This is a genomic window from Variovorax sp. P4_B10, assembly GCF_056402375.1.
The window spans coordinates 1-12,493 of record NZ_JBFUHN010000031.1 but is presented as its reverse complement, the minus strand read 5'-3'; the positions used below and the strand labels follow the sequence as shown (position 1 = coordinate 12,493).

At 70.6% G+C, this 12,493-nt stretch carries 6 protein-coding genes; 3 read left to right on the top strand and 3 right to left on the bottom strand.

All coding sequences use genetic code 11. From position 1 onward, the window contains the following. Positions 1-103: 103 nt before the first annotated feature. On the top strand, positions 104-1,180 hold the full coding sequence (locus AC1DXX_RS16170) for an ABC transporter substrate binding protein (protein ID WP_478135217.1): 1,077 nt from the start codon (positions 104-106) through the stop codon (positions 1,178-1,180). Then, positions 1,177-3,159 (top strand): hybrid sensor histidine kinase/response regulator, encoded by a 1,983-nt coding sequence (locus AC1DXX_RS16165; protein ID WP_478135216.1) that lies wholly within the window; start codon positions 1,177-1,179, stop codon positions 3,157-3,159. Before AC1DXX_RS16170 ends, AC1DXX_RS16165 begins: the two co-directional genes overlap by 4 nt. 13 nt (positions 3,160-3,172) lie before the next feature. Here AC1DXX_RS16165 and AC1DXX_RS16160 read toward each other — a convergent pair whose 3' ends face one another. Then, positions 3,173-4,150: a GlxA family transcriptional regulator gene (locus AC1DXX_RS16160; RefSeq protein WP_478135215.1), complete on the bottom strand. Its 978-nt coding sequence runs from the start codon at positions 4,148-4,150 to the stop codon at positions 3,173-3,175. A 102-nt stretch (positions 4,151-4,252) separates the two neighbouring features. Here AC1DXX_RS16160 and AC1DXX_RS16155 point away from each other — a divergent pair, with 102 nt between their 5' ends. Next, the gene (locus AC1DXX_RS16155) at positions 4,253-4,882 is read left to right on the top strand and encodes a cysteine hydrolase family protein (protein ID WP_478135214.1); all 630 of its coding nucleotides are present in this window, start codon (positions 4,253-4,255) and stop codon (positions 4,880-4,882) included. A 189-nt stretch (positions 4,883-5,071) separates the two neighbouring features. On the opposite strand, the gene AC1DXX_RS16150 is transcribed toward AC1DXX_RS16155, so the two are convergent. Next, positions 5,072-10,456 carry a two-partner secretion domain-containing protein gene (locus AC1DXX_RS16150; RefSeq protein ID WP_478135213.1) on the bottom strand — a complete coding sequence of 1,795 codons (5,385 nt, stop codon included), beginning with the start codon at positions 10,454-10,456 and terminating at the stop codon, positions 5,072-5,074. Between the two features lie 2 nt (positions 10,457-10,458). Beyond that, a complete protein-coding gene (locus AC1DXX_RS16145) occupies positions 10,459-12,174 on the bottom strand; it encodes a ShlB/FhaC/HecB family hemolysin secretion/activation protein (RefSeq protein ID WP_478135212.1) in 1,716 nt (571 codons plus the stop codon). Between the last annotated feature and the right edge of the window lie 319 nt (positions 12,175-12,493).

Below are 12,493 nucleotides of genomic sequence, written 5' to 3'. Positions count from 1 at the left end.
CTCGCAAGGGGCCGCAAGCGCTGACATAAGCCCTCCGCCTTATCGCGCGAAGCAGGGCACGTCCTTACATTGGGTCATGGCCCCTTGCTGCAAAAGCAGTCCCATGTCCGTTGCTGCAAAACACACCCTCCCGCTCTTCCCTGGAAGACTGCGCAGCGCTGCCCGCGCGGTGCTGGCCTTCGGCATGACCGTGGGCATCGCGATCGGCCTTGCCGGCCTTTCCGTGGGCAGCCGCGCCGCGGCGGCCGCCAGCCTCACCGTGCTGATGGGCGACGACAGCGCGGCGCATTCGGAGTTCGTGCAGCAGCTGCGCGCCAGCCAGGAGCCCGGCGGCAGGTTCGAGCTGGTGCGTCTCTCGCCCGGCGGCGACACGCCGCAGACCGTGGAAACGACGGCCGGCGCCGAGCCCGAGCGTGCCAATGCGGGCGTTCGCACGCGCAGCGTGCGCCCCTCGTCCGATGCGGGGCTCACCATGGCGGTGGGCATTGCCGCCGCGCGGGCCGCCGTCGAGCGGCCGGGCCAGGAGCCGCTGGTGCTCGCGATGCTGAGCCGGCTCGACTACGAAACCCTGAAGGCCGGCAGCCCCGCCCTCAAGCGCGGCGACCGGCGCGTGGGCGTGCTGCTGCGCGATCCGGCCATGGCCGACCAGCTCGCGCTGATCGGCGCGGTGCTGCCGCAGAAGCACCGCATCGGCGTGGTCGCCACACCCGAATCGGAGCCGCTGGTGCGCGAGCTGCTGCGCGCCGCACAAGGCGCGAATCCGGCCTGGGACGTGCGGGTCGAATACGCGCCCGATGCCAGATCGCTCGCCGCCGCCTTGCGCACCGTCGTGCCGCAGAGCGATGCATTGATGGTGCTGCCCGACCTGATCGGCGACAACCAGGCGGCCACGCTCTCGGTGCTGCGCGCCGGTGCCGGCGCCGGCCTGCCGGTGTTCGGCGCCAGCGAGGGGCTGGTGCGCTCGGGTGGCCTGGCCGCAGCGGTCTCGACGCCGTCGCAGCTCGCCCAGCAGGCGCGCCTGCTGAGCCAGAAGGTGGCCGCCGCAGGCAGCAACAGCGGCCCGCTGGTGGAGGCGGCGACGCCTGCCACCGTGCGCGTCAACGCGACCGTGGCACGCGGACTCGGCCTGCGTCTGCCGGAGGAACGGGAACTGACCGATCGGCTCGCGGCCACCCGATGAGCACCGCACGCCCCTCTGAAGGCTCGGCACCCGCCGCAGCGGAGGGTGCGAACACGCCGCCATCCGACAGCACGGCGCAGCCACGTGACGGGCACGCGCTGATCGTGCGCGGCAACCTGCAGCGCGACCTGTTCCGACTGGGCGTGGTGCCCTGCGCGGCGGTGGCGCTCGCGCTCACCGGCTGGTTCACGCACAACCGGCTGCAGACCCTCGAAGCCGCCTTCGACGCCGAAGGCCAGGCCGTGGCGCGCCAGGTGGCGGCCATGTCCGACCTGAGCCTCTACGCCGGCGACGTGCCGGCGCTGCAGAACGTAGCCAACGCCGCGCTGCGCGGCGGGCAGGTGATACGGGTGGAGATCAGCAACAGCGCGGGCGTCTACGTCACGGCCGGCCCCAAGACCGAGTCGCTCGCGCAGCTGCGCACGTTCACCTCGCCGGTCACGCTGCGCGAGGCGTCGCGCGCCAGCGCCTTCGCGCCCGCGGGTTCCACCGCGGCGGGCGAGACGCCCATCGGCCTGGTGCAGACCTTCCGCGACACCACCGCCTATGCGCACGAGCGCAGCCGCTCGCTCATCGCCGGCGTCGGCATCGCGCTGGTGGCGCTGCTGGCCGCCTGGGCCTCGGTGCGCCACATGGCGCGCACGGTGGCACGGCCGCTGCGGCGCGTCTCGCGCACGGTGGCCGCGCTCGAGGCGGGCCACTTCGACATGCGCTGCGAGGTGGTCGAGGGCGGCACGCGCGGCACCCACGAACTCGCGGTGCTCGCGCACGACATCGACCGCCTGGCCGAGCGCCTGCAGCACAACCGCCAGGTCAGCGAGGAGCGGGTGCGCGAGGCCACCGCCGTCGCGCTGCAGCGCATGGCCGAGGCCGAGCAGGCCGCGCTCTCGCGCGCGCGCTTTCTCGCGGCCGCGAGCCACGACCTGCGCCAGCCGCTGCATGCCATGGGCCTCTTCATCGACGGCCTGCTGCCGACCGCCACCGCGGCGCAACGCCCGGCGGTGCTGCGGCTGCAGGAGAGCACCGAGTTCATGGGCGTGCTGCTCGACGACCTGCTCGAAATCTCGCGGCTCGATGCGCAGGTGCTCACACCGGCCATCACGCGGATCTCCCTGGCCGCCCTGTTCGACCAGCTCGATGCACAGCACGCCGCCAGCGCCATCGAGGCGCGCGTTCGGCTGCGCTGGAGCGACCGCGGCCTGGCGGTGCGCACCGATGCCGCGATGCTGCAGCGCATCGTCGGCAACCTCGTGACCAATGCGCTGCGGCATGCGCCCGAAGGCGGCACGGTGCTGATCGCCGCGCGGCGCAGCGCGGCCGGCGTGCGCATCGAGGTGCGCGACAACGGCGTGGGCATTGCGCCGATCCACCAGGGCCGCATCTTCGAGGAGTTCTACCAGGTGGCCAACACCGAGCGCGACCGGCGCCGGGGTTTCGGGCTGGGGCTGGCGATCTGCGCGCGCCTCGCCACGCTGCTCGGCACCCGCATCACCGTGCGCTCGGCCTTGCAGGCGGGCAGCACCTTCGCCTTCACGCTGCCCGCGGCGCGCGCCGCCGACGTGGTGCCGCCCGAGCCCGTCCTCGTGGCACCCGCGCCGCTGGCCGGCCTGCGCTGCCTGGTGGTCGACGACGACCCCGCCATCCTCGACGGCAGCCGTGCGCTGCTGACGCAATGGGGCTGCGAGGTGGAGTGCGTGACCACCGGCGCCGAAGCCATCGCGCGGCTGGGCACCGGCGACATCCGCTTCGATGCGGTGCTGTGCGACCTGCAGCTGGCCGGCGATGGCGACGGCGTGGACGTGATCGACGCCGCCAAGCGCCTGCAACCCGAGGCGCTCGCGGTGCTGGTGTCGGGCGCCACCGGGCCCGAGGTGCTGCAGCGACTGCGCCATGGCGGCGTGATGCTGCTGACCAAGCCGGTGCCGCCGGCCAAGCTGCGCGCGCTGCTCACCACGCGCCGGCACGCGCACGTGGCCTGAAGTTCACTGCGGCTCAGGCCGCTTCTTCGGCCCGCGAGAACTGCCTGCGGTACGCCGTCGGCGACACCTTGAACGCCGACGTGAAATGCTTTCGCAGCGACACGGCGGAGCCGAAGCCCGCGCCGGTCGCCACCCGCTCGACCGGGTGGTCCGTCGTCTCGAGCAGCCGCTGGGCCAGCGCGAGGCGCTGGTTCTGGATCCACTGGCCCACCGTCGTGCCGGTGGATTCGCGAAAGCGCCGCGTGAAGGTGCGACGGCTCATTAGCGCGCGCCGTGCGAGGTTGTCCAGCGCATGCGGAACATCGAGGTGCCGGCCCAGCCACTCCAGCAACGGCGCGAGGCGATCGCGCTCGGCGGTGGCCGGCATGGGCTGCTGGATGTACTGCGCCTGCCCGCCCTGCCGGTGCGGCGCGACCACCATGCGCCGTGCGGCGCGGTTCGCCGTCTCGGCGCCGTAGCGCACGCGCAGCAGGTGCAGGCAGCAGTCGATGCCCGCGGCCGTGCCGGCCGAGGTGAGCACGTCGCCGTCGTCGACGTACAGCACCTCGGGCTGCAGCTTCACCTGCGGATACTGCTTCGCGAAGGCCGCGGCCAGGTGCCAGTGCGTCGTCGCCGGGCGGCCGTCGAGCAGGCCGGCCTCGGCCAGCACGAAGGCGCCGAGGCAGAGCCCGACCACCGTGGCGCCCCGCCGGTGCGCCGCCTGCAGTGCCCGGATCAGCGCCGGCGGCGCCGGCCGGCCGTCGTCGCGCCACGAGGGCACCACCACGATCTGCGCACGGCGGATCGCCTCCAGGCCATGCGGCACCACCAGCGTGAAACCCGCGTTGGTCTGCAGCGGACCCGGCTGCGGCGCGCACACGCGCATGCGGAAACGCGGCTCGCCGGCCTCCGTGCGGTCTTCCCCGAAGACCATGCAGGGCACGGACAGGTGAAAAGGGCTGATGCCGTCGAAGGCAACGACGGCGATGGTTTCTGCGGTCGGATGAGCCATGGCCTGATCTTATCGATGATTGGCTGTCGGGCCACTTTCGGCAAGGCCGTCGAAAGCGAAGAATCGGGCCACTCCAACCACACAACCGAAGGAACCCGAACCATGAGCAACCCCGCACTGCGCCGCGCCCTCGTCGTGATCGACGTGCAGAACGAATACTTCGAAGGCGGCGGCCTGCCGATCGAATACCCGCCCATCGAGGACACGCTGCCCAACGTGACCCGCGCCATGGACGCCGCGCACGCAGCTGGAACGCCCGTCGTGGTGGTGCGCCACCACGCGCCCAAGGGCGCGCCGGTGTTCCAGGCCGACACCCACAACGGCCAGCTGCATCCGGAGATCGCGAAGCGGCCGCGCGACCACCTCGTGACCAAGACTTTCCCGAGCGTCTTCACCGGCACCGACTTCGCCGACTGGCTCGCCCGCCACGAGATCGACACGCTGAGCGTGGCCGGCTACATGACGCAGAACTGCGATGCGTCGACCGTCTACGAGGCGATGCACCGCGGCCTGAACGTGGAGTTCCTGGCGGACGCGAGCGGCGCCCTGCCCTACGAGAACGCGGCGGGCAAGGTCAGCGCCGAGGAAATCCACCGAGTCTTCAGCGTCGTGTTCCACAGCAACTTCGCGGCCGTGACAACGACCGCTGCGTGGATCGCGGCGATGCAGGAAGGCCAGGTCATCGCGAAGGACAACGTGGTGATGTCCAACCGCCGCGCACGCGGCGTCTGAGAGGCTGAGCAAGAGCGGCGTGATCGCTCAGAGCACTGGTTGATCGGCCGCAAACCAGCAGCGTGCCCTCGTGCACAGGGCACCGGGTGCTCCCCGCAGCGAAATAAAGGAGGAGCGAAGCGGGGGACATTCGCGGAGGGGAGTACCCGGTGGCCTGTGCGCGCACCCCCGAATTGCCCGCAGACGACCTCAGAAGTCCGCGCACCCGTTGCGCTTCTCGGTGTCCACGCAACTCGAGAGATTGGGCCGCGAACGCACGCGCGACCATTCGCGCGCCAGGATGTCGCCACCCTGCGAGGCACGGTCGCCTTCGAGCGGCCCGGTCGCGAAGCAGATCGGTGGCGGGCCGATGTTGCGGTCGTAGACCCAGGTGGCCGGCAGGTCGCGCAGCACGTCGACCTTCGGAAAGTCGGGCAGCCCGGTCACCACGAGGTTCCCCGGTACCACGTTGACTGCATAGCCCTCGGCCGACGTGAAGCTGCCGGTGATCGGGTACGCGCCCGGAGGGCTCGGGCGCGTGGCGAGCGTTCCGACGGTGCCGCTGAAGCCCGCCCCCGTGTCGCCGAGGATCAACCCGCCGATACCGTAGCTGAACAGCGGATTCGGGAAGCCGAACGGACGGCTCGCATTGCCGATGACCACCGTGGCCACCGGCTGCTGCGCGTAGATGAAGTGGTTGTCGCCCGGCGACACCGTCACCGTGCACAGTCCCAGGTACGCGCAGTGGTAGAGGTTGGGCAGCAGCCCCGAGCCGAACAGTCCGCCGCGGTTCTCCCCCACCCAGGTGTCGGCCCACACCCGCCACGGCGCGCCGGTGATCGTGTAGGCGCCGAGGTTCTGGAAGCGCGAGGCTGCCACGAGGTTGGTGCCGCTCGTGCTGCTCACGTTGGTGCCCAGCAACAGGTCGCCGGTCAGCGTGCGCACGAACACGGTGTCGGCTGCCATCGACGTGGCCGACTCGACCTGCGGTGCATTGCCGGCGGCGTCGAAGCCGGTGACGGCCACCGAGCCCAGTTGCACGGTGTCGACATCGACATAGCGGAAGGCCCCGGCCGCGCCGCCGCCGACGGTGGCCGCGCTGACGTTGTTGGGCGCCGTGTCGAGCAGCACGCTGCCGCCGGTGGAGCGCGCCAGCAGCGTGCCCGCAGTGATCGGCGCACCGGCGGACTGCGTGATGTTGCCGCGCGAGATCAGTCCGACCCTCGGCGCCGTGAGCGCACCGCCCAGGTTGATGTTGCCGCCGCCCCCGTTCTGCAGCGTCAGCGCCGAAGGCAGGTTCAGCGGACCGACGACATCGATGTTGCCCGCATGCGCGTTGCTGCCGGCCACGATGGTGGGCGCATCGAGGCGGGTGAACTCGTCCGCCGACACCGCGAAACCGGTGGCGGCCGTGCCACCGAGCGTGATGGGGTTGGCCGTGCGGTCGACCGCATTGCCCGCCGTGTCCACGCCGCCGGGCCGCAGGTCGAGCACATTGCCCGCGCGCACCGTGCCGCCGATCACCAGCGCATCGACCGACCCGTCGTTGCTGGCGCGCAGCACCACGTTGCGGTTGCCGTCGACCCGCGCGCCGGCGCCGATGGTGACGCCCGTGCCGTTGGCCTGCGATTCGCCCGCGATGTCGATGCTGCCGACGCCGAGCGTGGTGACCAGCGCGTTGTTGGCCAGCAGCACACCGCCCGACTTGTCGCTGAGCGCACCGGGCGTCACGAGGCCGCGGATGGCGATGCTGCCGTCGACGCTGCGCACCAGCGTGTTGTCGATCCCGACGCTCTGGACGGCCGTGGATCCGAAGCTGCTCGTCAGTGTGGTGCCGACGCCGACGATCTGGATGTCGCCGCTGGTGGTGAGAATCTGGCTCGGTATCGTGCCCGAGACGATGCGAACGCCGGCGCCCACCGCGCCGATGCCGGAGATCGACACATCGCCGGTGCTGGTCTGGATATCGACGCCGTTGAGATCGACCGTCGCACCGAAGGCCGAGAAAGGAGGCACGCCGCGCTTGCCCGCGATCTGAACGAAGCCGCCGGGGCCCGCATCGCCCAGCGCCGTGGTCCGCGTGTCGATCTTCGTGTTGGTCAACTGGATGGCCGAGCTCCCCGAGGTGGTGCTGTCGGCATTCATCGTGACGTTGCCGCCGTTGGTGTTGATCGTGCCGTTGAAGAAGATCGACCCGCCCWGCCCGCCCACGCCCGCGTTGAAAACCACGTCGAGCGCACCCGCGTTGGACTGGATCAGGTTGTTGTTGAAGGCGCTGATGCCGTGCGCCGCATCGAGCTGGAAGGTCAGCGCTGCACCGCCCACGGAGCGCACGATGGCGGCGTCCTTGGCGAAGGTGATGTTGCCGTCGAACGCATTGCCGCCGGTGCCGGTGGTGATCGTCACGCTGGTGCCCTTGTCGAGCGCCGTGTTGATGTCGCCATCCTGGATGGTGGAATTGGCCAGCGGGTCGAAGGGATTGCCGGTGAGGCTGCCCGTGGCAACGCCGTGTGCGATGTTGACGTTGTAGGGGTCGATCAGCCAGGCGCCCGCGGTGCCCACGGGCGCCGAAGCGTCGGCCCGCACCCCCGTCAGGTCGAAGTGCGGCGCCGAGGTCTCGATCGTTCCGCCGTTGCCGCCGTTCGTGCCGCCGCGTGCCGAAAGACGGCCGTAGGCGCGCAGCGTATCGCCCGAGATCACGCGCACGGTGCCGCCGTTGCCGGTGGCTGAACGGGCATCGGCAACGAGGCTGGCCCCGGCCCCGAGGGCCACGGCATTGCTGCCCTGGACGTCGATGGTGCCGGCCTGGCCGGCGCCGCTCGCGTCGATGGTGGGGATGTCGTAGACGTCGTCGATCAGCACGTTGCGCCCGGTGACCGACACGGTGCCGCCCGCGCCGGTGCTGCTCGAGGTATCGAGCACCGCGGAGGTGGCCTGCGGCGGCGTCTCGAATTCGCCGCGGCTCAGCACGCGCGCCACGATCACGTCGCCACCCCGGCCATCGATCGCGATCCGGCCGCCTTCGGTGCGCACGGTGTCGCCCGCCTCCATCAGGACCGTCACGGCCGTGGGATCCCGGCCCTGCGTCACGCCGGCGTTGGTGACCGTGAAGGCCTTGCCGCCGGCGGTGCCCGCGATCGACACCTGCTGGCCGTTGCCGGCCGAGATGCTGCCGTTGAAGAGCACGCCGTCGCCTGCAGCGAAGCTGGTGCCGGTGCCGTTGTTGGCAGCTGCCGCCGAGGTCACGAAGGCGGTGCTCGCGGTGAGGCCCTGCAGATCGCCGCCGGTGCCGTCGATGCCGACGCGCCCGCCCGCATTGATGGTCGCGCCGTTCAGCAATACGCCGGTGGGGGCCTGCACCGTCACGTTGACCGTCGAGGTGCTGGTGAAGCTCACTTCGCTCCCATACACCGCGGCGGGGTCGTCTGTTGTCCAGCTGCGCGAGCTGCCCGCGATGGCCACGTCGCCCGTGCCGGTCTGGAGCTTGGTGGCCTGCGCCTCGGTGCTGCGGAGTTCCACGCCCCTGGCGCCGATGGCGCCCTTGCCGTCGATGGCGATGTTGCCGCCGCCGGTGGTGAGGCTGCTGCCTTCGACCAGCACGCCGCCTGCGCTCACGTAGTAGTTGGGGTCGCCGCCAGCGCTCGTGCTGGTGCCCATGCCGCGCAGGCTGATGGCGCCGGTGCCGCCGCACGCGCCCGACGCCATGGCGCAGGTCGAGAGCGCGCTGTCCGTGAGCGTGATGCCCGCGTTGGCGAAGTACGGCCCGCCGTCGGTGCTTGCAATGCCGCCGACGGCATAGCCGTTGAGCGGATCGCCCTGCCCGTAGAGGCGGATGTTGCCGCCGTTGGTTTCGATGGCCGCGCCGCTCAGCCGGATCGCGCCGCCCGCTTCGTTGTTGCCGGCGTTGGCATCGAGGTCCACATGGAGCGCGCCTGCGGTCGATGCGATCGACGTGCCGCTGTCCATGCGGACATCGCGCAGCGAATCCACCGTCAGCCGCGCATCGCGGCCTTCCGACTTCACGACCTTGGCGTCGTTCTGGAACACCACGTCGTAGGTCTCGCCTTCGTTCGTTCCGGTGCGCAGCCTCACGTCGGTCGAGCGGCCGAGCGTGTTGCCGATCGCCGTGGCGCTGACGCGTGTGCTGTCGGCGTTGTCGCCGTAGGTGGCAGGGTCGTAGGCGGCCACCGTGTTGTCCACGTTGAGGGTGCTGCGGGAGCCCACGGTCCAGAGGCCGTTGGCACCGGTGGCGCCGCCCGCCGCATCGATGCGTGCGAGCTCGGTGACTTCGAGCAGGCCGCCCGTGGTGGTGATCTTGCCGCCATCGCCACTGCCCGCGCCGCGCGCCGAAATCTCCCCGGAGACGTGCGTGTAGCGGGCGTCGATGTCGACCTTGCCGCCGGCGCCGTTCGCACCCGTGGCGTCCGCGCGGATCGTGGCGTCGGGGGCCATGTTCACCGCGTTGATGGCCGACATCGAGACGGTCCCGCCCTGGCTGCCGCTGGCGTCCACGGTGAGCCCCGCGAGACGGATGTAGTCGGCACGTGCGGTGATCGAGCCGCCGGCCACGCCGGGCTCGCCGCCGCTCACGTCCAGCGTGCCGCCCAGTTGCATCTCGCTGGTGTTCAGCGCGGTGCGGCCGGTGTCGAGCACGATCTCGCCGTTGCGCGTGGAGAGCGAACGGGCCCGGATCACCCCGGTCTGGCTCACCACCAGCTGCCTGGCGTCCACATCCGCCGCGGCCGCCATCAGCACCACACGGCCGCCATCGGCCGTGATCTTGCTGGTGTTCATGAGCTGCGCGGTCGTCGTCTTGTCGATGGCTTGCGCCTCCGCGAGCTTGAAGGTGGTCTGGCCATCGAGCGGCACCTTGAAGGTCGTGAGCCCGTCGCCGTCGAAATCCAGGTTCATCGTGACCTTGCTGGCCGACACCAGCCCCACGGAGCCGCGCGCGACGTTGATCTCGCCCTCGTTGCGCACCACGCCGCCGAGCAATGCCACGGTGCCGCCCGGCGATGTGGTGGTGATCGACGCGCCGTTCTCTATCTTCACCTGGGCCATGCTGCCCGCCGGCCCCACGAAGAGCAGCTGCTCGCTCTTGCCGAACGGCATGTTCTCCATGCCGGCCGGCATGAAGTTGCTGTTGGCGATGTCGAGCGTCGACGCCACCAGTCCGCCGACGCTGACCTTCGAAGTGCCGGTGAACAGCACGCCACCGGGATTGATCAGAAAGACATGGCCGTTGGCCGTGAGCTTGCCCGAGATGTTCGACAGGTCGCCGCCCACCACGCGATTCAGCAACACGCTGGTGCTCAATGGCTGCCTGACATCCACATGCGCATCCCTGCCGATGGAGAAAGACTGCCACTGCGCGATCGCGCGCTGCGTGCCTTGCGTGATGACCATCGAGTTGGCCGCATCGCCGGGACGCACGCCCACGACACCGCCCAGGGGCAGAAAACCCGTCGGCAGGGTGTTGGGCGGGACCACCGCCTGTGCCCAGGCCGATGCCATCCCCATGCAGGCGATCGAAAGCGCAATGGGCCGCAGGTGGAGGCGATGCGGGCGTGGACGGGAGAGGTTGCGTTGCTTCATGGTCAGAACGCCTTGGTGAGCTGCACGTACAGGCGCGGATTGCGCCCACCGCCATCGGTCTGCGCCGGCCGCGTGCCGTCGCGCCAGGCGAGCGTGGCATTGATCGAGAAATTGCCCGGCCGCGACCAGCTCAGGCCGACGCCGTAGCCGCGCAGGCTGTGGGTGTTGGTGCCGTCGAAGGGCGTGGGGTTGCGCACGATCTTTCCGCGTGCGGCGTCGTAGAACAGGAAGGGCGTGAGCTCCTCGTCGTACGACCAGCGCCACTCGACCGTGCCGATCGCGCCCTGGTCGACCAGCAGTTCGCCCGAGGGGTAGGCGCGCACCGCGCGCGCGCCGCCGAGCGCGAGTTTTTCGGAGGCGTCGAGGTTCTTGCTGGCCCATTGGCCGCCGACCGACAGGTACAGCGAATGGCGCGGCATGATGGACTGCAGCCGCGAGAGCTGGAAACTCAGCTTGGTGAAGCTGCCTTCGGTGCGGTGGCCCGAACTGCCCTGGTCGAACTCCCGGCTCAGCGCATCGCGGATCGAGAGGTCGCCGTGGTACAGCGTGCCGGAGCTGGCCCAGTAGCCGCCGCCGAGCACCTCGTCGCGGCGCTCCCAGGTCCAGCCGACGCTGAGGCCGTGCACCCGCTTCTTCGAGGTGAACTCCGCCGCACGCATTTCATCGGTCAGGTCCTTGACGTCGGCGCCCAGGCGCAGGAACAGGTTCTGCTGCCGCTGGCGGATCAGGGGATAGCTGAGCGAGAAGTCGAGCACGTTGGCCCGACCCTGCGCTTCGAGCTCCGCGAACTGGCCGCCGAGCTCGTAGCTCACGCGCGACAGGCCCACGCCCGCGCGCCATCCGCCGGTGCCGATGGGGGCCTCGTACGCAATGCGGCCGAACTGCAGCGCATTGCTGTCGGACACCATCACGCGCATGTCGAGGTTGTCGCCGATGCCGAAGGGGCTGAGCCAGCGCGCGGTTCCGCCGACGCGAAAACGCCCCGACTCCTTGGTGCCGTGGTTGTCGGCTTCGGCGGTGAAGGCCCAGCGCGGCGCGGCCGCCACTTCGACCGAGAGATCGGTGGTGCCGGACTGCGTGCCTTCCTGCAGGCCCGACGACACCTTGACGCCGGGCTGGTCCGACAGCAGCAGCATCGAGCGTTCATAGGCCGGTGCGCTGACCGCTTCGCCGGGCTGCAGCGGCGCGAGAAAGCCGCGCACGCGCGCCTCGCTGATCGGCGCATCGGGCGCAACCACCACATCGACCTTGCCGAGGCGGCCTTCGATCACGCTGATCTCGACGATGCCGTCGCGCACGGTCTGCACCGGCACCACGGCCTGCGCGAGGAAATAGCCGCGCTCCTTGTAGCGCGCGGTGATCGCCTGCGCGAGCCCTTCGAGATCGGCCAGCGTGACATCGCGGCCGATGTAGGGCGCAGTGATCGACTGCAGCTCTTCGTTGCTCAGCGCCTTGACGCCGTTGAGCCGCAGGTCGTTGAGCTTGAACGAACCGGCCGCCGAGGCAGGCCGCGGTGGCGCGGGCAGGCTCTGCGGCGCGACGGTGCCGGTGGCTTGCGCGAGCGGGCGGTCGCAGGTGCCGCAAGGGTCCTGGGTGGGCAACAGCGTATTGGTGTCGGCCTCGGTCGCGTGCGTGCGCTGGGCGGCCACCAGCAACGTTGCGCCAACCAGGACAGTGACAGCAAGGGCAATCGGCGTCGGCCGTTGACAAGAGCGCATCTCAGTGCTCCACCGCGTGGTGTGCCGCGGGTTGGTTTTGTTCGGGGGGCTTTTGTTCGGGGCGCTGTTGTTCAGGGCGCGTGCACAGGCCACCGGGTACTCCCCTCCGCGAATGTCCCCCGGGGGCTGCGCCCCCTCCTCCTTTATTTCGCTGCGGGGAGCACCCGGTGCCCTGTGCACGAGGGCACGCTGCCGGTTTGCGGCCGATCAACAAGTGCTCTGAGCGATCACGCCGATGGTGTGCTCTGCGCAGCGAAATAAAGGAGGAGGCATGCGGCCCTAGGCCGCGCCGGGGGACATTCGCGGAGCAGAGCACACC

Coding starts and splice junctions, on each gene's coding strand:
- AC1DXX_RS16170 (WP_478135217.1), top strand. CDS start 104: ATGTCCGTTGCTGCAAAACACACCCTCCCGCTCTTCCCTGGAAGACTG.
- AC1DXX_RS16165 (WP_478135216.1), top strand. CDS start 1,177: ATGAGCACCGCACGCCCCTCTGAAGGCTCGGCACCCGCCGCAGCGGAG.
- AC1DXX_RS16145 (WP_478135212.1), bottom strand. CDS start 12,174: ATGCGCTCTTGTCAACGGCCGACGCCGATTGCCCTTGCTGTCACTGTC.
- AC1DXX_RS16160 (WP_478135215.1), bottom strand. CDS start 4,150: ATGGCTCATCCGACCGCAGAAACCATCGCCGTCGTTGCCTTCGACGGC.
- AC1DXX_RS16155 (WP_478135214.1), top strand. CDS start 4,253: ATGAGCAACCCCGCACTGCGCCGCGCCCTCGTCGTGATCGACGTGCAG.